Source organism: Pseudomonas sp. 210_17 TE3656 (assembly GCF_054821965.1).
The window spans coordinates 1,673,829-1,696,480 of sequence record NZ_JBTRBC010000001.1 but is presented as its reverse complement, the minus strand read 5'-3'; the positions used below and the strand labels follow the sequence as shown (position 1 = coordinate 1,696,480).

Below are 22,652 nucleotides of genomic sequence, written 5' to 3'. Positions count from 1 at the left end.
ATGCCGCAGGTGATTTTTCTGCCCCACGAGAAGTTCTGCCCGGATGGCATGGTTGTAGAAGCCGAGACAGGTAAGTCGATCCTCGAAGTGGCGCATGACAACCACATCGAAATCGAAAGCGCCTGCGGCGGCGTCTGCGCTTGCACCACGTGCCACTGCGTGATTCGCGAAGGCTTCAACTCGCTCAATGAAGCTGATGAGCTGGAAGAGGACTATCTTGACCGTGCCTGGGGCCTGGAACCGACGTCGCGCCTGACCTGTCAGGCCAAGGTCGGCACCGAAGATCTGACGGTCGAGATTCCCAAGTACTCCCTCAACCACGCCGCCGAAGCGCCGCATTGATCTGGAGCTGACATGAGCCTGAAATGGGTTGATGTACTTGAAATTGCAATCCAGCTTGCCGAAAGCAAGCCGGAAGTCGATCCTCGTTATGTGAACTTCGTCGATCTGCACCAGTGGGTGCTGGCTTTGCCGGAGTTCAGTGACGATCCGCAGCGTGGCGGCGAGAAGGTTCTCGAAGCCATCCAGGCGGCCTGGATCGAAGAAGCCGACTGAGCGCGCTCGGCAGGTTAGGCAATCCCCTGGAACCCGCGTATAATTCGCGGGTTTAATTTTTCGCTTCACTCAACGTTTCTGGAGTTACACCATGGCTGTTCAACGTACTTTCTCGATCATCAAGCCTGACGCCGTTGCCAAGAACGTGATCGGCAAGATCACTTCCCGCTTCGAAGAAGCTGGCCTGAAAATCGTTGCTTCGAAACTGAAGCAACTGTCCAAAGCCGAAGCCGAAGGCTTCTACGCTGAGCACAAAGAGCGCGGTTTCTTCGGTGACCTGGTTGCTTTCATGATCTCCGGTCCAGTTGTTGTTCAGGTTCTGGAAGGCGAAAACGCCATCGCTCTGAACCGTGAGCTGATGGGCGCTACCAACCCTAAAGAAGCTGCTCCAGGCACCATCCGCGCCGACTTCGCTGAATCCATCGACGCCAACGCCGTTCACGGTTCGGACTCCGAAGCCGCTGCTGCTCGCGAAATCGCTTACTTCTTCGCAGCTACCGAGGTAACCACTCGCTAAGCGAAAGCTTACGGGTGAGGGTGAATCCATGACGACATCGACTGGCAAAACTAACCTGTTGGGGCTGACCCAGCCGGAAATGGAAAAATTCTTCGACTCTATCGGGGAGAAGCGTTTCCGTGCCGGTCAGGTAATGAAATGGATTCACCACTTTGGCGTCGATGATTTCGACGCCATGACGAATGTCGGCAAGGCCTTGCGCGAAAAGCTCAAGGCTGTTGCCGAGATTCGCGGTCCGGAAGTGGTCAGCGAGGACATCTCCAGCGACGGCACCCGTAAATGGGTGGTGCGCGTGGCGTCCGGCAGCTGCGTCGAGACCGTGTACATCCCCCAGGGCAAGCGTGGCACCTTGTGTGTCTCGTCTCAGGCCGGGTGCGCCCTGGACTGCAGTTTCTGCTCCACCGGCAAGCAAGGATTCAACAGCAACCTCACCGCCGCCGAAGTCATCGGCCAGGTGTGGATTGCCAACAAATCGTTCGGCAGCATTCCCGCCACCATCGACCGCGCCATCACCAACGTGGTGATGATGGGCATGGGTGAGCCGCTGCTGAACTTCGATAACGTGGTCGCCGCCATGCATTTGATGATGGACGACCTCGGCTACGGCATTTCCAAGCGCCGGGTGACCCTGTCCACCTCCGGCGTGGTACCGATGATCGATGAGCTGGCCAAGCACATCGACGTCTCCCTGGCCCTGTCGCTGCACGCGCCGAACGATGCGCTGCGCAACGAACTGGTGCCGATCAACAAGAAATACCCGCTCAAGGTCCTGCTCGAGTCGTGCATGAACTACATGTCACAACTCGGTGAAAAGCGTGTGTTGACCATTGAGTACACCCTGCTCAAGGACGTCAACGACAAGCTCGAACACGCCGTGGAAATGGCCGAGCTGCTCAAGAACGTGCCGTGCAAGATCAACTTGATCCCGTTCAATCCGTTCCCGCATTCCGGTTACGAGCGGCCGAGCAACAACGCTATCCGCCGTTTCCAGGACCACCTGCACCACGCCGGCTACAACGTGACGGTGCGCACCACCCGTGGTGAAGACATCGACGCCGCCTGTGGTCAGCTGGTAGGGCAGGTGATGGACCGGACCCGCCGCAGCGAGCGCTATATCGCCGTGCGTCAGTTGAACGCTGAAGGCGAAATGCAAGACAGCGCCGTGCGCAACTGAAGAGAGGAACTCCATGACCTTGCGCGTCGCGCTGTCGATTCTGTCGCTCGCCCTGCTTGCAGGCTGCGTGTCCGGCGGGAGTTCGGACACGCTGGCGACGCGCGAAGGGCGCGCGCAGGCCGGGCAGGCCTACGTGCAGTTGGGGTTGGGTTATTTGCAACAAGGTTTGACCGAGCAGGCCAAAGGGCCGCTGAAAAAAGCGCTTGATCTCGATAGCCAGGACGCCGCTGCAAACGGTGCCCTGGCTTTGGTGTATCAGGCCGAAGACGAATCGGAACTGGCGCAGAAGCACTACCGCAAGGCCCTGGCCAGTCGCCCGGACGACACGCGGACCCGTAACAATTACGGCAGTTTCCTTTATGCTCAGGGGCAATACGTCCAGGCGCAGCAGATGTTTGCCCAAGCTGCGGCCGATACCCTGTATCCTGAGCGTTCACGAGTATTCGAGAGTCTCGGCCTGACCGCGTTGCGGCTGGGCCAGCGCGACCAGGCGCAGGAATACCTGGTAAAAGCTTTACGGCTCAACCAGCAGCAACCACGCGCGTTGCTGGAAATGGCTGAGTTGTCTTACGAAGACAGGCATTATGTGCCGGCCCGTGACTACTACGATCGTTTCAGCCAGCTGAGCGACCACAGTGCCCGCAGCTTGCTGCTGGGCAGTCGCCTGGCCAGCGTCTTCGAAGAACGGAACAAGGCCACCGATCTGGGCCTGCAATTACAACGACTTTATCCCGGTACGCCGGAATATCAGCAATACCTGTCGGAGCAATGATGAAAGCGGCGCATCCCGAAGTAGCAGCAGCGACTCGCGAGAATCCAGGTGAGACTCTGCGTCAGGCCCGTGAGAACAGGGGCTGGTCGCAAGCCGAAGTGGCTCACAAGCTGAACCTGACCGTGAGCTCATTGAACAACCTTGAAGCCGGCGCCTTCGACAAGCTGCCTGGTCACACCTTTGCCCGTGGCTACATCCGTGCCTATGCCAAGTTGCTGGACATGGATCAGGCGGCGCTGGTGCAAGCTTTTGACCAATGCACCGGTACCGATGCCCAGGGCAGCGACGTGCACGCGTTGGGTCGCATTGAAGAGCCGGTGCGGCTCTCGCACAACATTCTGCGCGTCGTCAGCCTGTTGCTGTTGGTTGTGGTGATTGGTGGCGGCTTCTTCTGGTGGCAGGAGCAGGGCAGCCAGAGCAGCAAAGACCTGGTCAACATGGCCCTGGAACATGTCGAGGTCGAAAGCGCCGACGGCACCACCCAGATCCATCCGCTGGACGAACCTGAAGACCAGGCTGTCAGCGCCGCGCAGCAACCGCAAAGCACCCCGCTGAGCCTGGAGCAGGCCCCGGCGGCCACTGAGCAGACCGAAACCGCGCCCGCGCCACAAACGCCAAGCAGCACTCCGCTCGTGCCGGTAGCTCCGGCCGTCACTACCCCTGTTGCACCCGTTGCTGCACCAGCCGCTCCGGTAGCTGCAGCGCCGGCACCTGCTCCGGTCGCCCCCGTCGCCCCTGTGGTGGTGGCGAGCGCACCGGTCGCTACGCCAGCACCAGCGGCCCCGACCCCGGCGCCTGCCGGCAGCGGCAAGCTGCACCTGCAATTCACCGCCGATTGCTGGACTTCGGTCACTGACGGCAACGGCAAGGTGCTGTTCAGCGCCATCAAGCGCAAGGGCGACAGCCTGGACCTGACCGGCAAGCCGCCGTTTGCGGTACGCCTGGGCTTTGCCCGGGGCGTGCAGGTCAGCTACAACGGCCAGCCTGTTGACGTTGCGCCGTTCACCAGTGGCGAGACTGCTCGCCTGAAGTTGGGACAATAAGTCATGCACGGCGAATCACCGATCAAACGTCGCGAATCGCGAAAAATCTGGGTAGGTAATGTTCCTGTCGGCGGCGATGCCCCCATCGCCGTGCAGAGCATGACCAACACCGACACCAACGATGTCGCGGCCACCGTGGCACAGATCAACCGCCTGGTTGATGCCGGTGTCGACATCGTTCGTGTCTCGGTACCGGACATGGACGCGGCCGAAGCTTTTGGCCGGATCAAACAGCAGGTCAGCGTACCGCTGGTCGCCGATATCCACTTCGACTACCGTATTGCCTTGCGCGTTGCCGAACTGGGCGTCGACTGCCTGCGGATCAACCCGGGCAACATCGGTCGTGAAGACCGCGTGCGTGCTGTCGTCGACGCTGCCCGTGACCGCGGCATCCCGATCCGCATCGGCGTCAACGCCGGTTCCCTGGAAAAGGACCTGCAGAAAAAGTACGGCGAGCCAACCCCGGCGGCGCTGGTCGAGTCGGCCATGCGTCACGTCGAACACCTTGATCGCCTGGATTTCCAGGACTTCAAGGTCAGCGTCAAGGCCTCCGACGTGTTCATGGCGGTCGAAGCCTATCGGCTGTTGGCCAAGCAGATCATCCAGCCCCTGCACCTGGGCATCACTGAAGCCGGTGGCCTGCGTTCGGGCACGGTGAAATCCGCAGTCGGCCTCGGTATGCTGCTTGCCGAAGGGATTGGCGATACTATTCGCATCTCCCTGGCGGCAGACCCGGTTGAGGAAGTAAAAGTCGGTTACGACATCCTCAAGTCCCTGCACCTGCGTTCGCGTGGTATCAACTTCATCGCCTGCCCGAGCTGCTCGCGGCAGAATTTCGATGTGGTCAAGACCATGAACGAGCTGGAAGGGCGCCTGGAAGACCTGCTGGTACCGATGGACGTGGCCGTGATCGGCTGTGTGGTCAATGGTCCAGGCGAAGCCAAGGAAGCCCATGTGGGGCTGACCGGCGGTACGCCGAACCTGATCTACATCGATGGCAAACCTGCGCAGAAGCTGACCAATGACAACCTGGTCGATGAGCTGGAACGGCTCATCCGCCAGAAAGCGGCCGAAAAGGCCGAGGCCGACGCGGCGTTGATCGCCCGTGGCTGATACCCAGATTCGTAAGGATTTTCCGTGAGCAAATCGCTGCAAGCCATCCGTGGCATGAACGACATCCTGCCCGAGCAGACCCCGCTGTGGCGCTATTTCGAGAGCACCGTCGCCGGCCTGCTGGACACCTACGGCTATCGTCAGATCCGTACGCCGATCGTTGAGTTCACCGAGCTGTTCAAGCGCTCGATCGGTGAAGTGACCGACATCGTCGAAAAAGAGATGTACACCTTCGCCGACCGCAACGGTGACTCCCTGACCTTGCGTCCGGAAGGCACTGCGGCCTGCGTGCGTGCAGTACTCGAGCACGGCATCAGCGGCGGTGGCCAGGTGCAGAAACTCTGGTACATCGGCCAGATGTTCCGCCACGAGCGCCCACAGAAGGGTCGCTATCGCCAGTTCAACCAGATCGGCGTCGAAGTCTTCAACCTCGACGGTCCGGACATCGACGCCGAGTTGATCGTCCTCACCTGGCGCCTGTGGGGCCTGTTGGGGATCCGTGACGCGGTCAAGCTCGAACTCAACAGCCTGGGCACCAGCGAAGCCCGTGCACGCTACCGTGATGCGCTGGTCGAGTTCCTCTCGGCGCGTCTGGAGCAGCTGGACGAAGACAGTCAGCGTCGCCTGAAGACCAACCCGCTGCGCATCCTCGACAGCAAGGACGCCAACACCCAGGCGGTGCTGGTTGGCGCGCCGAAGCTCGAAGACTACCTGGACGAAGAGTCGCGGGTACATTTCGATGGCCTCAAGGCACGTCTGGACGCCGCCGGTATCCCGTTCGTGATCAACACCAAGCTGGTGCGCGGCCTGGACTACTACAGCAAGACCGTGTTCGAGTGGGTCACCGACAAGCTCGGCTCCCAGGGCACTGTCTGCGCCGGTGGCCGCTACGATGGCCTGGTCGAGCAGATGGGCGGCAAGCCGACCCCGGGCGTTGGTTTCGCCATGGGTATCGAGCGCCTGATCCTGCTGCTGGAAACCCTGGAGCAGGTACCCGAGTCGATCAACCGTCAGGTCGATGTCTACCTGTGCGCCTTCGGTGAGCAGGCAGAACTGGCGGGCCTGGCCCTGAGCGAGCGTCTGCGCGATCGCCTGCCGAACCTGCGCCTGCAGGTCAATGCCGGTGCTGGCAGCTTCAAGAGTCAGTTCAAGAAGGCCGACAAGAGCAACGCGCTGTTCGCCTTGATCCTGGGGGACGACGAACTGGCGCAACAAGTGGTAGGTTTCAAACCCCTGCGTGGCCAGGGCGAACAACAAAACATTGCCTGGGATGCTCTGGCAGAGCACCTGGAAGCTTCCCTCGCGCAGGCGTGAAGCGGGTCAACAGCCGATTTGGTGAAAAGGAGTATTGGGGTGTCGAGTACCGATGATGAACAGCTGGCGGCCTTCAAGGACTGGTGGCAGCGTAATGGCAAGCCACTGGTAACCGGCGGCCTGCTGGCACTGGTAATAGTGTTCGGCTGGCAAGCCTTCCAGAAATACCAGGGCAACCAGTCGCAAGGCGCCTCGAACCTTTATCAGGCCCTGCTGGAAACCACCCTGACGCCAAGCGGCGAGCCGGATGCGGCCAAGGTCGCGGAACTTTCCGGCAAGCTCAAGAACGAGTTTGGCGGTAGCGCCTATGCCCAGTACGGCAGCCTGTTCGTGGCCAAGGTCGCGGTCGAGGCCGGCAAGCTCGATGACGCTGCTGCCGAGCTCAAGTCGATCGCCGACAAGCCGGCTGATGACACCTTGGGCGAAATCGCCCGTCAGCGTCTGGCCCGCGTCCTGGCTGCCCAGAACAAGGTTGAAGAAGCGCTGAAACTGCTGGACGGCGACGCCGACAAAGCGTTCCTGGCCAGCCGTGAAGAGCTCAAGGGCGACCTGCTGGTACAGCTGGGTCGTGCTGCTGATGCCCATGCCGCTTACGAAAAGGCCAAGGCCGCGCTGTCTGACGACGCCGCGATCGGTGGTTTGCAACTCAAGCTCGACGACCTGGCCAAAGGGGATGCGTGACGTGATCGGTTGGAAACATGCAGCAGTGCTGACCCTGGCCATTCTGGCCGCGGGTTGCAGCAGCAACAGCAAAAAGGAATTGCCGCCGGCCGAGCTGACCAAGTTCACCGAAGAGGTGGTCCTGAAGAAGCAATGGAGTCGTTCGATCGGTGACGGTCAGGGCGAGTCCTTCAACATGCTGGTCCCGGCGATCGAGAACGATCGTATCTACGCCGCCGATGTGACCGGCGTGGTGATGGCCATGGATCGCAATACCGGCGACGTGGCCTGGAAAAAGGATCTTGAACTGCCTGTCTCCGGTGCCGTTGGCGTCGGTTACGGCATGGTCATGCTCGGTACCCTGCGCGGTGAAGTGATCGCTCTGGATGCCAGTACCGGTGAGCAACGCTGGCGTTCGCGTGTTACCAGTGAAGTGCTGGCGCCGCCTGCCACCAACGGTGACGTGGTGGTGGTGCAAACCCAGGACGACCGTGTGATCGGCCTGGATGCCAGCACCGGTGATCGCCGCTGGATCTACGAAAGCACTCCAGCGGTACTGACACTGCGTGGTACCGGTGCGCCGATCGTGACCAACCACCTGGCAGTTGCTGGTCTGTCGACCGGTAAGGTCGTCGCCCTCGATACCCGTAACGGTGTACCGGTCTGGGAGCAACGTGTGGCCATCCCGCAGGGTCGCTCGGAGCTTGACCGGGTTGTCGATATCGACGGCGGCCTGCTGCTGTCTGGCGGTACCCTGTACGTGACCAGCTACCAGGGGCGGGTTGCCGGCCTGGATCTGGAAAGCGGCCGGGTGTTGTGGCAGCGTGATGCTTCCAGCTACACCGGTGTGGCCCAGGGCTTCGGTAACGTCTACGTGAGCCTGGCTTCGGGTACCGTGGAAGGCATCGACGAGCGTTCTTCGAGCGCCCTGTGGAGCAACGATTCGCTGGCACGTCGTCAATTGTCGGCGCCGGAAGTGTTCTCCAGCTATGTAGCAGTAGGTGACCTGGAAGGCTACCTGCACCTGCTCAGCCAGGTCGACGGTCGCTTCGTCGGTCGTGAGCGTATCGACAGCGATGGCCTGCGCGCCCGTCCGCTGGTGGTGGGTGACACCATCTATGTGTACGGCAACAGCGGCAAGCTCGAGGCGCTGACCATCCGCTGAGGCTATGCTTGAGGCCGTGCAGGCCTCGGGCTGCGGCACTTCGGGTGCCGCCCGAACTCCGGCCGCTGCAGTGCAGCGGCCTTTGTATTTTCTGAATTTATGAAGTGGAGAGCCGCATGGTTCCCGTAATCGCCCTGGTGGGCCGACCGAACGTCGGTAAATCCACCATGTTCAACCGCCTGACCAGGACCCGTGACGCTATCGTCGGCGACCTGTCCGGGCTGACCCGTGACCGCCAATACGGTGAAGCAAGCTGGCAAGGCCGCTCGTACATCCTGGTCGACACCGGTGGTATTTCCGGTGACGAGCATGGCATGGACGAGAAAATGGCCGAGCAGTCGCTGCTGGCCATCGAAGAAGCCGATGTGGTGCTGTTCCTGGTTGACGCCCGCGCCGGTCTGACCGCCGCCGACCAGATGATTTCCGAGCACCTGCGCAAGCGCAACAAGCGCTCGTTCCTGGTCGCCAACAAGATCGACAACATCGATCCGCAGATTGCCATCGCCGAGTTCTCGCCGTTGGGCATGGGCAACGCCATCGGCGTCGCCGGAGCTCAGGGCCGTGGCGTCAACAACCTGCTTGAAGCCGTGCTCAGCGACTTCCCGCGCGACAATGTAGAAGAGATCGATACCGACGTCGCCGAAGGCGAAGAAGCGGTACGCATCCCTGGCCCGAGCGAGAAAGATGGCATCAAGATCGCCATCATCGGTCGTCCGAACGTCGGCAAATCGACCCTGGTCAACCGCATGCTCGGTGAAGACCGGGTAATCGTTTACGATCAGCCGGGCACCACCCGCGACAGTATCTACATTCCCTTCGAGCGTAATGAAGAGAAGTACACCCTGATCGACACCGCCGGGGTGCGCAAGCGCGGCAAGATCCACGAAGAAGTCGAAAAGTTCTCCGTGGTCAAAACCCTGCAGGCGATCAAGGATGCCAACGTGGTCATCTTCGTCATGGATGCCCGCGAAGGCGTGGTTGACCATGACCTGAACCTGCTGGGCTTTGCCCTGGAAGCCGGCCGCGCCATCGTTATCGCCCTGAACAAGTGGGATGGCATGCAGCCAGGTGAACGCGACTACGTGAAGACCGAGCTGGAACGCCGGCTGTTCTTCGTCGACTTCGCCGACATCCACTTCATTTCGGCGCTGCACGGCACTGGTGTGGGCAACCTGTACCAGTCGGTGCAGAACTCCTTCAAGTCGGCGGTCACCCGCTGGCCGACCAGCCGCCTGACCCAGATCCTCGAAGACGCGATCAGCGATCACCAGCCGCCGATGGTCAACGGTCGCCGGATCAAGCTGCGCTATGCCCACCTGGGGGGCGCCAACCCGCCGATCATCGTGATCCACGGTAACCAGGTCGAGAAAGTACCCAAATCCTACTCGCGCTACCTGGAAAACACCTATCGCCGCGTGCTCAAGCTGGTCGGTACGCCGATCCGCATCGAGTACAAGGGTGGTGAGAACCCGTACGAAGGCAACAAGAACGCCTTGACCGACCGCCAGGTCAACAAGAAGCGCCGCTTGATGTCGCACCACAAGAAAGCCGAGAAGAAGCGTAAAGACAAACGCTGAATGCATCGCGGGGCAAGCCCGCTCCCACCGGTTGATTAAAACCTGTGGGAGCGGGCTTGCCCCGCGATTACCTGCGACTGTTTCAACCTTTTTCCTGACCACTCAATCCGCTATGCTCGGTCTCTGACCGCCGGATTGTTCAGCAGGAAAGAGGGCTTCATGATCAGTAGCAAGTTGCCGAACGTCGGCACGACCATCTTTACCACCATGTCCCAGCTCGCCGTGCAAACCGGCGCCTTGAACCTGTCCCAGGGTTTTCCCGATTTCAATGGTCCCCAGGCCCTGCTCGATGCAGCCGGCCGGCATATCGCTGCCGGTCATAATCAGTATTGCCCGATGACCGGTTTGCCTGCGTTGCGCCAGCAGGTCGCGACCAAGATCGCCCGCAGTTATGGCGTCAGTGTCGATGCCGAGACGGAGGTCACCATTACCCCGGGTGCCACCGAAGCGATCTTTTGTGCCATCCATGCAGTCATTCGTGCCGGTGATGAAGTGATTGTCTTCGACCCGTGCTATGACAGCTACGAGCCTTCGGTCGAACTGGCCGGCGGGCGTTGCGTGCATGTACAGCTCACCGATGGTCAATTTGCCATCGACTGGCAGAAGCTCACTGATGCCCTGAGCCCACGTACACGAATGATCATCCTCAACTCGCCGCATAACCCCAGCGGCACGCTGATCAGTCGCGATGACCTGGACAAGCTGGCACTGTTGATCGCCGACCGCGATATCTACCTGATCAGCGACGAGGTCTATGAACACCTGGTGTTCGACGGCGTACAGCACGCCAGTGTGCTGGCCGTTGAAGCGCTGTACCAGCGTGCCTTTGTCGTCAGCTCGTTCGGCAAGACCTATCACGTTACTGGCTGGAAGACCGGCTATGTCGTCGCTCCGCCGGCACTGAGCGCTGAACTGCGCAAGGTCCATCAGTACGTCAACTTCTGTGGTGTGACCCCGCTGCAATGGGCGCTGGCCGATTTCATGGCCGAGCATCCGGAGCACGTCGAAGAACTCCCGGCCTTCTACCAGGCCAAGCGCGACCTGTTCTGCGATCTGCTGGCCACGTCACGCTTTCAGTTCACCCGCACCGCTGGCACTTACTTCCAGCTGGTCGACTACTCAGCCATCCGCCCGGACCTGAACGACGTCGAGATGTCGCTGTGGCTCACCCGTGAACACGGGGTGGCAACCATTCCGGTGTCGGTGTTCTACCAGCAAGCCATTCCCGAGCAGCGCCTGGTGCGCCTGTGTTTTGCCAAACGCGAGGAGACGCTGCGTCAGGCAGCGGAGAAGTTATGCGCGATCTGAGTGCTCTGCCTAACCTGAAAGTCGCCCTGGTGCAGACAACCCTGGCCTGGCACGACCGCCTGGCCAACTACGAACATTTCGAGGGCTTGCTGGAGCAGGCCCGTGGCGCCGATCTGATCATCCTCCCGGAAATGTTCACCACCGGTTTCTCCATGGACTCCGAGAGCCTGGCCGAGCCGGAAAACGGCCCGACCTACAAGTGGCTCAAGAGCCAGGCGAAAAAGCTCGATGCGGTGGTTACCGGCAGTGTGATCATCCAGGCCGCCGATGGCAGCCACCGCAACCGCCTGCTCTGGGCGCGCCCGGATGGCGAGATCCTGTTCTACGACAAGCGCCATCTGTTCCGCATGGCCGGCGAGCACAAGCACTACACCCCGGGCGAGCGCCAGGTGCAGTTCGAGGTCAAGGGCTGGCGGGTGCGTACGCTGATCTGCTACGACCTGCGCTTCCCGGTGTGGAGCCGTGATGCGCAAGATACCGACCTGCTGCTGTACACGGCCAACTGGCCGGCGGCGCGGCGTCAGCACTGGAACCGCCTGTTGCCGGCACGGGGCATTGAAAACCTGTGTTACGTGGCGGCGGTGAACCGGGTCGGTACTGACGGCAAGGGCTTTGCCTATTCTGGCGACAGCCAGGTGCTGGATTTCCAGGGCGAGAGCCTGCTCAGCGCGGGGGAGGCGGATGGAGTCTTTACTGTGATTCTCAACGCGGCTGACCTGGCAGCCTACCGCACGCGTTTTCCGGCCAATCTGGACGCGGACACGTTCGAGTTGCATTGACCGCAATCGCGGGACAAGCCCGCTCCCACCGGGAGTTATTCCTGTGGGAGCGGGCTTGCCCCGCGATAATCAGTACACATCCCGCCGATAGCGCCCAAGCTCAATCAAACGCTCGACTTCGGCAGCCCCGAGCACTTCGTTCAAGACCTCATCCACCCCACTGGCCATGCCCTGCAGGCTGCCACAGATGTAGATCGAGGCGCCCTGATCCAGCCAACGACGCAGCTCATCCGCCTGTTCGCGCAAGCGATCCTGCACATAGACCTTGTGTGCCTGATCGCGTGAGAACGCCAGGTCCAGGCGCGCCAGGTCGCCATTGTGCAGCCAATCTTTCAGCTCCTGCGCACAGAGGAAGTCATGGGCCTGGTTGCGTTCGCCGAACAGCAACCAGTTGCGCTGTTCGTCTGCAGTGACCCGGGCCTTGAGCAGACTGCGTAGCCCGGCAAGCCCGGTACCGTTGCCGATCAGGATCATCGGTGTCGCCGGAGCTGGCAAATGGAAGCCGCTGTTGCTGCGCAGGTACAAGCTGACGCTGTTATCCACAGCGAGGTACTCAGTCAACCAACCGGAGCCCAGCCCGAGGCTGCCGTCGGGGTGTCGCTCCTGGCGGACGATCAGTTCCAGCACGCCATCGCTGGCGATCGAGGCGATCGAATATTCGCGCGTAGCCAGCGGAATCAGCGCATCGACCAGGGCCTGGGCGTGCAAACCGACCAGATGCTCGCGGCTCTTGGGCAACTGACGACTGGCCAAGGCCTGGAGCAGGCTTTCTTGCAGACCGTCGACCTGGACGGCAGATTCGCCATCAAGCCCCAGCCCGCGCAGGAACTGTTCAAGGATTTGCGGACTGTTGCGCGGCAGAACTTCCACCAAGTCTCCGGCTTGCCATTGCGCCGGTTGCTGTGGCTTGAGGCCAAGCAGATAGACCGCTGAGCCCTGGCTGCCAGGGTTCATCAAGGTGCGCTCAACCAGGGTCCAGTTGCTGAACTCAGGCGCCTTCCAGGCGGCCAGTGGCTTGCTGCCGGTCAACTGTGCCAGTTGCTGCTGCCAGTGCTGCAGGGCGACAGGGTCTGCACTGTCGACTTCCACAGGGGCGAATGCGCTGGTCGCGCCACGCTCGCCAAGCCAGGCCTGCAGGCGTCGGGCAAAGCCACAGAAATGTGGATATTGCCGGTCACCGAGAGCGAGCAGGGCGTAGTTCAGGTTGCCCAGGGCCCAAGGCTGGCCGAGCACTTTGCGTTCGAAGCCGCGGGCACTGTCTGGTGCCTCGCCATCACCGAAGGTACTGACCACGAACAGCGCACGCTCAGTCTGGCTGAGATCGCTTTCGCTCAGTTCGGCCAGTGGCCGCACCTGTACGGGCAAACCGGCAGCCTGTAGTTGTCCGGCACTCTGCCAGGCCAGCTGTTCGGCGAAACCGCTCTGGCTGGCAAAGCCAATGAGCCAGCCGTGGCCCTGGGCGTTCGATGGCGCCAAGGTGCTGCGTGCGGCCCGCACCTGGCGCTTCTTGCGTCGACGATCAAGGTAGAGCAGCCAGCCGGTGACAAAGAACAATGGCATGGTCAGGCTGGCGATGGTCACCAGAATGCGCCCGGTCAGGCCAAAGTAGCTGCCTACGTGCAGCGCATAAACGCTGGCCAGCAGTTGCGCCTTGAACGACTTGTCGGTGTAGCGATCGTGTTTTTTCACCTGGCCGTTGGCCGGGTCGATGGTCAGGGTGTTGAGCGCACGTTCGTGCTCGGCGCCTTCAAGCAGGTAGAAGAGGGTTGCCGGTTGCCCGCCAGCCGGGGGCAGTCGCAGGTTGTAGCTGACCATGGTCGGGCCGGCGGCGGCTTGCAGGTTGCTCCAGATGGCGTCGTAGTCGACCACCAGCGGTTTGGCGTCTTTGCCAGGAGCGCCACCTGGACGACCGCGGCCTTCGCCACGCTTGTGCTGCTCGCCAGCAGCGGGGCCATCGGCCAGCAGCTTGTTCAGGCCTTCGCGGTACCACTCATACGACCAGAACAGGCCGGTGAGGGCGAACAGCAGATAGAACAGCAGGCACCAGGTGCCGAATACCGCATGCAGGTCCCAGTTGAAGGCCCGGCCCTTCTTGGCCCAGTCCAGGGTCAGCCAGACCCGCCAGTTCAACGCCTTGCGCGGCCAGCGCAAGTACAGGCCGGAGAGACAGAAGAAAATCAGCATGAGCGTGCAGGCGCCGGTGATCTGCCGCCCGGTGTCACCCATGGCCAGAAAACGGTGCAGCTGCAGCATCAGGTCGAAGAAGCCTTGCCCGGCAACCTCGCCCTGCAGCTTGCCGGTATAAGGGTCGGCATAGCGCATCAAGCCCCGGCGTTCACCTGGAGGCGGGGTGAAGAAGACGCGTGCCGCCTTGTCGCTACGAGGCTGGACCGAGAGCATGGCAACCTTGTCGCCCTGTTCGGCCTCGATCCTTCTGACCAGCTCGGGCATCGGCAACGCACCCTCCTGACGCACCTCGACCTTGAGCACGTCGGGGTTGAACAGCTGCAGCAGCTCATCCTGGAACGACCAGATTGCCCCGGTGATGCCCATCAACGCCAGCACCAGGCCGGCGGTGATTCCGAAGAACCAGTGCAGTTGAAACAACGATTTCTTCACCACATTGATCACCTTGTCTTGCCGCAAATACGAATGCGTCGCGCATTATGCCTTGATACACAAAAGCCCCGTTCACCGAAATGAACGGGGCTTGCCAGTCAGCACACTCAGAAGTGGAAGCTGGTGGTCATCAGGGCGGTGCGTCCGGCTGCCTGGTTGGCGTAGTGAGCCGCGTAGGCTTTGTCGTAGTAGACCTCGTTGGTGAGGTTTTGCACGTTCAGCTGCAGGTCGACGTTCTTGGTCAGCTTGTAGCTGGCCATGGCGTCGTAGCGCCAGTACGAATCGACCATCACGCTGTTGGTGACGTTGCCGAACACGTCGTCGACATAGAACGCGCCGCCACCGACGGTGAGTTTCGGTGTGACATTGTAAGTGGTCCACAAGGTCAGGCTGTTGTTCGGCGTATTAGGCATCTGATTGCCGTCGTTATAGCCGTCGATCAGTACCTTGTTCACTGTCTGAGCGCCGCCGTCGATCAGCTTGGCGTCCATGTAGGTGTAGCCCGCAAACACTTGCCAGTCATTGGTCAGCTTGCCGGTAGCGGTCAGCTCCAGGCCGTCAACGCGGCTTTTGCCAGCGTTCTGGTAGGTGTTGGCGTCGACCAGAACCCGGGCATTTTCCTTCTCGGTGCGAAAGATCGCTGCGGTCAGGCTGAGGCGCTGTTCCAACAGATCCCACTTGGTACCGATTTCATAGTTGGTGGTTTCTTCGGGCTTCAGCTCGCTGGTAGTGGTGGCGGTCAGCAAGGGGTTGCCGTCGCTGCCTTCACCCAGCGATGCGCCGGCCGGCGTTGCCGACGTTGCATAGGAAACGTAGACGCTGCCGTTGTCGGTCGGTTTCCACGTCAGGCCCAGTTGGCCAGTGATGAACTCGCTGGTGTCTTCGGTCTTGAAGCTGGTGGCGCCACTGGCGACTTTGGTCTTGGCCTTGGTGTCGAAATGGTCGTAGCGCAAGCCCATGGTCAGCAACCAGGCAGGATCCAGCTCCAGGGTGTCGGTCAGGTAAATGGCGCGGGTGTTGCTGGTGGTGTCGGCACCCGCGTTGGTGCGGCTGACGCTACCACCCCATGCCTCATTCGGGTCGGGGTTGGGGAACGAGGTGCACACGCCAGGAACAAGGCCTTCGCCCTTGGAGCAGTCACCCGACCTGAAGCCGGTAACGTCGTAGCCTTCCTTGGTCGAGGCTTCGCGGCTCAACTCGATACCGGTAGAGAAGGTGTTCTTGAACCCGCCGATGTACACCTCGCCGAACAGGTCGGTCTGGTTGGTGGTGGTGCGGGTATTGGCGACACGGTTGTTCGGGCGACGCCAGACTTCACCCTTGAGGATGTTGCCCTTGCTGTCGTCAGGCTGACTGTAGATGTAATCCTGCAGGGTGTTGCCGTGGCGCAGGGTGTTCCTGATGGTCAGTGCATCGCTCAGGTCATGTTCCAGAGCAATGGTGGCGATATCTGCGCGGCTCTTGAAGAAGTCGCGGCCAACCAGACCGTAGAAGTTGTCACTGTCGCCGCCATCCGTCGGCTTGTCGGGATTTGCCGACGTACGATTGGCAGAGCTGCCGGATTTAAGGCTGTAAGGGATGCCTGAATCTGGCAGGTCATCGCTTTCCATGTGGTAGTAATCCAGGCTCAGGCGGGTTTCGGTACCCAGGCCGAAGACCAGCGACGGTGCTACGCCCCAACGGTCATAGTTGACCTCATCGCGGCCGGCAACGTTGCTTTCGTGACTCATCAGGTTCAGGCGGAACGCGGCGGTGTCGAGGAACTGATAGTTGCCATCGAAGGTGTAGCGTTGGGTCTGGTCCGAGCCCCAGGTGAAGCCAGCGTCGGTGGAGTTGCCCATGTGGGCGCGTTTGCTCACCAGGTTGATGGTACCGCCCGCCGCACCACGACCGCCGATAGTCGAGTTCGGGCCCTTGGCGACTTCGACCGATTCAATCGCGAAGATTTCGCGGGTTTGTGAGCCAGTGTCACGTACACCGTCCAGGTACATCGAGCTTTGCGAGTCGAAGCCACGAATGAAGGGGCGGTCGCCTGACGGGTTGCCGCCTTCGCCGGCGCCCATGGTGATGCCAGGCACAGTACGCAGGGCGTCCTGCAGGTTAAGGGCGTTGGTGTCCTTGATGACCTGCTGAGGGATCACGGTCACGCTGCGTGGAATATCTACCAGCGGTGCGGTGTACTTTGGCGAAGAAGCACTCTCCACCTTGTAATCAGTGCTTGCCGCGTCGGCCTGGCCGGTAACGCTGGTCGCGTCCAGGGCAATCGCGTCGTTCTTGGCCGGCTCGGCTTCTGCGGCATAAGCCAGGTGTCCGGCAGAGGTAGCAGTAAGCGCTACACCAATGGCAGAGGCGAGCAAGCGTGGTGAACTGACAGCGGTTGGCACATAGTGACGCGGCATGGTGGTCCCCTTCCCCAGGTTTTCAAGGCCGCGAAATATAATGTAAACAAATATGAGTAACAATTGAGAAAGGTTGCTATTTGTGGGGAATTTACAATCTTTACAATTTGTAACTGCGGGTTTCCATTGCTGAAACGTCGCACCCCTCAGAAAGGGCTTGTGGTAAGCCAATGGGAATCAATACCATTGACATCTTTTTATGCTTCCAGGTGCCTGCGCCATGCTGCTACACATTTCCGGACTGTTCTCCACCGAGGAAGTCACGCGTATCCGTGAGGCGCTGGAGCGGACCGAGTGGGCCGACGGCAAGATCACCGCGGGTTATCAGTCGGCCAAGGCCAAGCACAACCTGCAGCTTCCAGAAGGCCATCCACTGGCCAAGGAAATCGGCACGGCGCTGATCGAGCGTTTGTGGCAGCACCCACAGTTCATGTCGGCGGCGCTGCCGCACAAGGTCTTCCCGCCCTTGATCAACTGCTATCGCGAAGGTGGCAATTTCGGTTTTCACATTGATAACGCCCTGCGCCAGCCCCGCGGCAGCCACGAGCGGGTGCGTACCGACCTGTCCTCGACCCTGTTCCTGAGCAACCCCGAGGACTACGACGGTGGCGAGCTGGTGATCCAGGACACCTACGGTGTGCAGCAAGTGAAGCTGGCGGCAGGGGACCTGGTGCTCTATCCGGGTACCAGCCTGCACAAGGTCAACCCGGTCACGCGTGGCGCACGCTATGCCGCGTTCTTCTGGACCCAGAGCCTCGTTCGCGAAGACAGTCAGCGCGCTTTGCTGTTCGAGATGGATAACGCCATCCAGCAGCTGACAGCAGACATGCCCGATCACCCGGCACTGATCCAGCTGACCGGCACCTATCACAACCTGCTGCGCCGCTGGGTCGAGGTCTGACGGTGAGTTTCAATCTGCGTCGTGAACAGATTCTGGATGCCGATCAATTGCGCGTGATGCTCGAAGAAAGTCCGGGCAAGGCAGCCCAGGGTATTCTTGCCGCAGCGGGGCAGGGGATTGTCGAAGCACAGCTGTTGCTCGGGCAGATTCTGCTGGATGGGCGTGGTATCGAGCAGGACCCGGCGTTGGCGCGTACCTGGTTTGCAATCGCCTGCAACGCTGACAGCGCTATGGCCCACAACATGCTCGGACGGTGCCTGGAGCATGGCTGGGGCGGTGAGGTGGACCTGCCCGGCGCTGCCCGTCATTACCGTTTCGCCGCGCAGGCCGGGCTGGACTGGGGCTTGTACAACCTGGCCAATCTGCTGGCAACCGGGCGTGGCCTTGCCCAGGACCACACTCAGGCGTTGAGGTGCTATCGGCAGGCTGCGCTGATGGGCCACGCCAAGTCGATGAACCTTTACGGGCGTTACCTTGAAGAAGGCCTGGGTGGATTGGCGGTGGACCTGCAGGCAGCTTGCGAGTGGTATCGGCGCTCAGCCGAGGCGGGTGATTTTCGCGGAATGTTCAGTCTGGCGATGGTGCTGGCCGAGCGCGGGCAGTTGCTTGAAGCCAGTCCGTGGTTGGAACGGGCCAGACAGCAAGGCAACCTGAGATTCTTGCGCAGTAGCCTGAAAACACTGCTTGCGGCGGGCCCGCTGCTGGCCGATCAAGCGGCTGGATACGCAAGCGAAATTCAATTGCGGGGCCGCTTGACCGAGGAAGCCGTACTGCCTTAACAGGACAATGCGGGGCGTGGATGCTAGGCCTTCTTTCATGCCAACGAGGACGGCAACCATGCGGTACATTCAAGAGCGTTCATTTATTGCAACTTTGACCTCCGCCACGCCCGGCTACGAGGGTATTCTCGACTCGGTGGAGGGAGGGGCCCCCAGCCAACGCAAGAATGATTACTTGACGGTATCTGGGGTCAGCTCTGTCGAGTCTCAGCAGCGCTTCTGGTTCGGATACTTTGATGGCGAGAACCCCGGCTATCGCGTGCGTGCGGTAGCCTTCGCGGATGAAGATGCGCACTACGAGGTGTGGGAACTGGGCTCTGACGGCAGGGTAGGTTATTACGTGAAACCCAAAAATCCGGTGCTATGGCGAATCTGGGCCAATGGCTCTAAGTTTGGCGTGCCGGTGCGTGGCTCGCAAGAGGGGGTGACGATTGCCGCGGTGGGTAGCGTCCCGATTGGCGTGCGTAACAGGAAGTCGTGGGAAGACCGTTACGTGCAAGCAGGTGGTCCGAACAAGTTGGTCATGAGCCTGGGCGTGGATCATGTGAACGTTCCGCTGTTCGACGCTTTCGGCAAGCTATTTGAGTATCGGCGCTGATGTTTGATGCGACAAAAGAAACGGGGCCTTGCGGCCCCGTTCTTCGTTACAGGTAGTAGGCTTTCAACGGCGGGAAGCCATTGAATTCCACCGCGCTGTAGCTGGTGGTGTAGGCGCCGGTCGACAGCCAGTACAGGCGGTCACCGATGGCCAGGTTCAGCGGCAGGCCGTACTTGTAGTGCTCGTACATGATGTCGGCGCTGTCGCAGGTCGGGCCGGCGATCACGACTTCTTCCATCTCGCCTTTCTTCTCGGTCCAGATCGGGAACTTGATCGACTCGTCCATGGTTTCGATCAGGCCGGAGAACTTGCCGACGTCGGTGTAGACCCAGCGCTCGACTGCGGTGCGCGACTTGCGCGCCACCAGCACCACTTCACTGACCAGGATGCCGGCGTTGGCGATCAGCGAACGGCCTGGCTCGAGGATGATTTCCGGCAGGTCGTCACCGAAGTCTTCCTTGAGGAAACGGATGATTTCTTCAGCGTAGGTTTCCAGGCTGTTGGTGCGGGTGATGTAGTTGGCCGGGAAGCCGCCACCCATGTTGATCAGCTTGAGCTCGATGCCGTCTTCTTCCTTCAGGCGTTCGAAGATCACTTTGACCTTGGCGATCGCCGCGTCCCAGACGCTGATGTCACGCTGCTGGGAACCTACGTGGAAAGACACACCGTAAGGCACCAGGCCCAGGTCGCGGGCGAGGATCAGCAGGTCCATGGCCATGTCGGTCTGGCAGCCGAACTTGCGCGACAGCGGCCAGTCGGCAGTGGTCGAGCCTTCGGTGAGGATACGCACGTAAACCTTCGAGCCCGGTGCGGCCTTGGCGATGTTGCGCAGGTCAGCTTCGGAGTCGGTGGCATACAGACGCACGCCCTTCTCGTAGAAGTAGCGGATGTCCTTGGATTTTTTGATGGTGTTGCCATAGCTGATGCGATCGGCGCTGACGCCACGGCCCATCACTTTGTCCAGCTCATAGATCGAGGCGATGTCGAAGCTCGAGCCTTTTTCCTTGAGCAGGTCGATGATTTCCACGGCCGGGTTGGCCTTGACCGCGTAGTAAACCTTGGCGAATTCGAAACCGGCGCGCAGGTCGTCGTAGGCCTGGCTGATCATCTGGGTGTCGATGAGCACGAACGGGGTTTCTTGCTTGTCGGCGAACGCCTTCATTTTCTGAAAGGTATCGCGCGCGAAGTAGTCTTCGACCTGAATCGACATGCTTAGGGACTCCATGGGCAAACTGAATAAAAAAGTGGCTGCAACTGAACGCCCTCCGTATCCCCACTTTGGTTCGCCTACTTCCCAAGGCATGTCGCCGAAAGCAAAAAGGTCACCGTGCGTGATGAAGCGAGCTACGGGTGACCTTGCTGTCTCGTCGTCAGTACTTGAGCCGGATGGATCGTTTCCAGCATGGACGTTCGGCGCGAACTTTAGGACCTGAGGGACTCAAGATCAACAAAAAATGTCGCGATTTTGCACACGTCTGTCGCCCCATCCCGCACAGCCACTTTTTAACCGACCCAGGTAAACAGTAGATGTTCAATTTGATGACAAAAGCGTTAAAAATACCGAAAAGCCCGCAGATCTTTCCGCTATTCGGCTAGCTTGCTTTCACACTGTGTGATCGGCGAATTTAGCGACGAAAGTGGCCAAAAATCCCCGGTTGTCCGCCAATGAAAGACGCTGGCATTTAAGAGGACGCCAGCGCTGGCGTTCAATTTTTTTTTCGTGCCCGGCGGCCAGGATGCGCACCGCCACCAGGACATTTTTTTACTCCGATCACGCTTCGTCGCCTGCCATCATCTCCGATTGCTGCGCTTAATAAGAAACATTACTATTCGCGTCATTCCTCATCGCCTGGCGAAGACCCCCGCATCGTGTCGCGACACAAAGGCTTTCTCGACCACTACCAAGAGCTGATCGGCACCTGGACGCGCAAATTGCGCAATCGCCAGCAGGCCGAGGATCTGGCACATGATGCGTTTGTCCGGGTGCTGGAAAATGACCAGGAGGGCGTCGAGCAGCCACGTGCTTATCTGCACCAGACCGCGCGCAATATTGCGGTGGATGGTTACCGCCGCGAAGATCGCCGCCAGGCCGTCGAGCAAGACATATTCGATCCCGCCAGCGATGCCAGTGGCGACCCGGAGGCCTACATGCATGCCGTCGAGCTGGCTGACAGCGTCGAGCGCGCCCTGGCGCAATTGCCGCTCAATTGTCGCCGGGTATTCATCTGGCAGAAGCTCGAGGGACTGACCCAGGCGGAAATCGCCGAACGCATGGGCTTGACCAAGAACATGGTCGAAAAGTATATGATCCGCACGCTCCGGCATCTGCGTGAGCACCTGGATGTGTCGACGAGATGAGTCAGGCGAATGTTTTCATGAATCAGGACGCGTGCCTGTGTGGCACCGAAGTCGTACGCGAGCAGGCAGCCCAGTGGTTTGCCCGTACCTGTGACGGGGCGTTGGGCGCTGACCAACAGGCGCAATTCGACACCTGGCTGGCGCAGCACCCGCAGCATCAACATGAGTACGATCTGCTCGGCCAGCTCTGGGGCGCCGCGGATGTTTTGCCGCGTGCGCGTCTCGAGGCGTTGTGCCAGGCCGATCCGGTGTGCCGGTTGCCGCGTCGGCGCTTCATTCAGCAGGCGCTGGCCGCGGGTGTCGCAGTTGCGGCCGTGGGGCTTGGCTGGTTCGGCTGGCAACAGCATCAGCTCAACTATCAGGATCAGTTGCAGACGGCCCTTGGCGAACGCCGCCACCTCGAGCTGCCGGACGGCTCACAGCTGGAGCTCAATGGCCGTACGCAACTGAAAGTCGATTTCAGCGCCGGGCAACGGCGAATCGAATTGAGCGCCGGGGAAGCCATGTTCAGTGTCGCCCATGACACGACACGGCCTTTTGTCGTGAGCACCGCCAATGGCACGGTCACGGTCACTGGCACTCGTTTCGACGTGCGCCTGGATCCAGCCCGCACCCGGGTGGCCGTAGAGCAAGGCTCGGTGAGGGTCCAGGGCAGTGGCGCCAGCCAGGCGTTACTCACTGCCGGTCTTGGTTCGCAGATCGATGCCCAGGGTCAGGTCGCCACACCTTATACGGTGGACGCTGCGGCGCTGACCGCCTGGCGCAAGGGCAAGCTGGTGTTCAATGACGCGCCGTTGAGCGAAGTGGTCGAGGAAGTCTCGCGCTACCGTGCCCAACCCTTGCGCGTGGCCGCGGGCGAGGTGGCGGCATTGCGCCTGAGCAGCACCTTCAGCAGCGACGACACCGACGCCTTGTTGCGGGCTCTGCCGAGCATCCTGCCGGTGACCATCAAGACCCATGTCGATGGCTCCAGCGAAATAATTTCAAAATAAATTCAGGTTTTTTTTCAGTTGTTCGTCTT

At 60.6% G+C, this 22,652-nt stretch carries 21 protein-coding genes; 18 read left to right on the top strand and 3 right to left on the bottom strand.

Translation table 11 applies throughout. From position 1 onward, the window contains the following. The 13 genes from fdx to ACVI9W_RS07950 all read left to right on the top strand — a co-directional run bounded on the left by fdx (position 1) and on the right by ACVI9W_RS07950 (position 11,977). Positions 1 to 342 carry an ISC system 2Fe-2S type ferredoxin gene (gene fdx / locus ACVI9W_RS08010; protein WP_274295744.1) on the top strand — a complete coding sequence of 114 codons (342 nt, stop codon included), beginning with the start codon at positions 1 to 3 and terminating at the stop codon, positions 340 to 342. A gap of 12 nt (positions 343 to 354) precedes the next feature. Then, positions 355 to 555 (top strand): Fe-S cluster assembly protein IscX, encoded by a 201-nt coding sequence (gene iscX, locus ACVI9W_RS08005; protein WP_028942766.1) that lies wholly within the window; start codon positions 355 to 357, stop codon positions 553 to 555. 91 nt (positions 556 to 646) lie between these two features. Further along, positions 647 to 1,072 (top strand): nucleoside-diphosphate kinase, encoded by a 426-nt coding sequence (ndk, locus tag ACVI9W_RS08000; RefSeq protein WP_422419977.1) that lies wholly within the window; start codon positions 647 to 649, stop codon positions 1,070 to 1,072. 28 nt (positions 1,073 to 1,100) lie between these two features. Then, positions 1,101 to 2,246 (top strand): dual-specificity RNA methyltransferase RlmN, encoded by a 1,146-nt coding sequence (gene rlmN / locus ACVI9W_RS07995; RefSeq protein ID WP_157194061.1) that lies wholly within the window; start codon positions 1,101 to 1,103, stop codon positions 2,244 to 2,246. Between the two features lie 13 nt (positions 2,247 to 2,259). Next, a complete protein-coding gene (gene pilW, locus ACVI9W_RS07990) occupies positions 2,260 to 3,018 on the top strand; it encodes a type IV pilus biogenesis/stability protein PilW (protein ID WP_461529692.1) in 759 nt (252 codons plus the stop codon). Further along, positions 3,018 to 4,061, top strand: coding sequence for a RodZ domain-containing protein (locus tag ACVI9W_RS07985; RefSeq protein ID WP_461529691.1), 1,044 nt, complete (start codon positions 3,018 to 3,020; stop codon positions 4,059 to 4,061). The genes pilW and ACVI9W_RS07985 overlap by 1 nt, the downstream gene beginning before the upstream one ends. 3 nt (positions 4,062 to 4,064) lie before the next feature. Further along, complete coding sequence (gene ispG / locus ACVI9W_RS07980; protein ID WP_038614506.1) at positions 4,065 to 5,174, top strand: flavodoxin-dependent (E)-4-hydroxy-3-methylbut-2-enyl-diphosphate synthase; 1,110 nt, start codon at positions 4,065 to 4,067, stop codon at positions 5,172 to 5,174. 24 nt (positions 5,175 to 5,198) lie between these two features. Next, positions 5,199 to 6,488, top strand: coding sequence for a histidine--tRNA ligase (hisS, locus tag ACVI9W_RS07975; protein ID WP_157194055.1), 1,290 nt, complete (start codon positions 5,199 to 5,201; stop codon positions 6,486 to 6,488). A gap of 39 nt (positions 6,489 to 6,527) precedes the next feature. Continuing rightward, a complete protein-coding gene (locus ACVI9W_RS07970) occupies positions 6,528 to 7,169 on the top strand; it encodes a YfgM family protein (RefSeq protein ID WP_461529690.1) in 642 nt (213 codons plus the stop codon). Beyond that, positions 7,162 to 8,313: an outer membrane protein assembly factor BamB gene (bamB, locus tag ACVI9W_RS07965; RefSeq protein ID WP_422419971.1), complete on the top strand. Its 1,152-nt coding sequence runs from the start codon at positions 7,162 to 7,164 to the stop codon at positions 8,311 to 8,313. The genes ACVI9W_RS07970 and bamB overlap by 8 nt, the downstream gene beginning before the upstream one ends. Before the next feature lie 116 nt (positions 8,314 to 8,429). Next, positions 8,430 to 9,890: a ribosome biogenesis GTPase Der gene (der, locus tag ACVI9W_RS07960; protein ID WP_038614501.1), complete on the top strand. Its 1,461-nt coding sequence runs from the start codon at positions 8,430 to 8,432 to the stop codon at positions 9,888 to 9,890. A gap of 159 nt (positions 9,891 to 10,049) precedes the next feature. Beyond that, positions 10,050 to 11,198, top strand: a complete 1,149-nt coding sequence (locus ACVI9W_RS07955; RefSeq protein WP_461529689.1) for a pyridoxal phosphate-dependent aminotransferase — start codon at positions 10,050 to 10,052, stop codon at positions 11,196 to 11,198. Then, positions 11,186 to 11,977, top strand: a complete 792-nt coding sequence (locus ACVI9W_RS07950; protein WP_342623207.1) for an amidohydrolase — start codon at positions 11,186 to 11,188, stop codon at positions 11,975 to 11,977. The genes ACVI9W_RS07955 and ACVI9W_RS07950 overlap by 13 nt, the downstream gene beginning before the upstream one ends. Positions 11,978 to 12,046: 69 nt before the next feature. Here the strand turns inward: ACVI9W_RS07950 and ACVI9W_RS07945 are convergent, their stop codons facing one another. Together ACVI9W_RS07945 and ACVI9W_RS07940 are read right to left on the bottom strand one after the other, a co-directional pair. Then, positions 12,047 to 14,599: a PepSY domain-containing protein gene (locus ACVI9W_RS07945; RefSeq protein WP_461529688.1), complete on the bottom strand. Its 2,553-nt coding sequence runs from the start codon at positions 14,597 to 14,599 to the stop codon at positions 12,047 to 12,049. Positions 14,600 to 14,703: 104 nt separating this feature from the next. Then, positions 14,704 to 16,995: a TonB-dependent receptor gene (locus tag ACVI9W_RS07940; protein ID WP_461529687.1), complete on the bottom strand. Its 2,292-nt coding sequence runs from the start codon at positions 16,993 to 16,995 to the stop codon at positions 14,704 to 14,706. A gap of 220 nt (positions 16,996 to 17,215) precedes the next feature. On the opposite strand from ACVI9W_RS07940, the gene ACVI9W_RS07935 reads away from it, so the two are divergent. From ACVI9W_RS07935 to ACVI9W_RS07925, 3 genes are read left to right on the top strand one after another with little or no spacing between them, the layout of a single operon-like run. Further along, positions 17,216 to 17,896, top strand: a complete 681-nt coding sequence (locus tag ACVI9W_RS07935; RefSeq protein WP_038614493.1) for a Fe2+-dependent dioxygenase — start codon at positions 17,216 to 17,218, stop codon at positions 17,894 to 17,896. 2 nt (positions 17,897 to 17,898) lie between these two features. Beyond that, positions 17,899 to 18,675 (top strand): tetratricopeptide repeat protein, encoded by a 777-nt coding sequence (locus ACVI9W_RS07930; protein ID WP_461529686.1) that lies wholly within the window; start codon positions 17,899 to 17,901, stop codon positions 18,673 to 18,675. 58 nt (positions 18,676 to 18,733) lie between these two features. After that, a complete protein-coding gene (locus ACVI9W_RS07925) occupies positions 18,734 to 19,273 on the top strand; it encodes a hypothetical protein (RefSeq protein ID WP_461529685.1) in 540 nt (179 codons plus the stop codon). 46 nt (positions 19,274 to 19,319) lie between these two features. On the opposite strand, the gene ACVI9W_RS07920 is transcribed toward ACVI9W_RS07925, so the two are convergent. Further along, the gene (locus tag ACVI9W_RS07920) at positions 19,320 to 20,483 is read right to left on the bottom strand and encodes a type III PLP-dependent enzyme (protein WP_036993923.1); all 1,164 of its coding nucleotides are present in this window, start codon (positions 20,481 to 20,483) and stop codon (positions 19,320 to 19,322) included. A gap of 659 nt (positions 20,484 to 21,142) precedes the next feature. Between ACVI9W_RS07920 and ACVI9W_RS07915 the strand changes: the two genes are divergently transcribed. Both ACVI9W_RS07915 and ACVI9W_RS07910 read left to right on the top strand, forming a co-directional pair. Next, positions 21,143 to 21,631 (top strand): RNA polymerase sigma factor, encoded by a 489-nt coding sequence (locus ACVI9W_RS07915; protein WP_461529684.1) that lies wholly within the window; start codon positions 21,143 to 21,145, stop codon positions 21,629 to 21,631. A gap of 17 nt (positions 21,632 to 21,648) precedes the next feature. Further along, the gene (locus ACVI9W_RS07910) at positions 21,649 to 22,623 is read left to right on the top strand and encodes a FecR family protein (RefSeq protein ID WP_461529683.1); all 975 of its coding nucleotides are present in this window, start codon (positions 21,649 to 21,651) and stop codon (positions 22,621 to 22,623) included. The last annotated feature ends 29 nt before the right edge of the window (positions 22,624 to 22,652 follow it).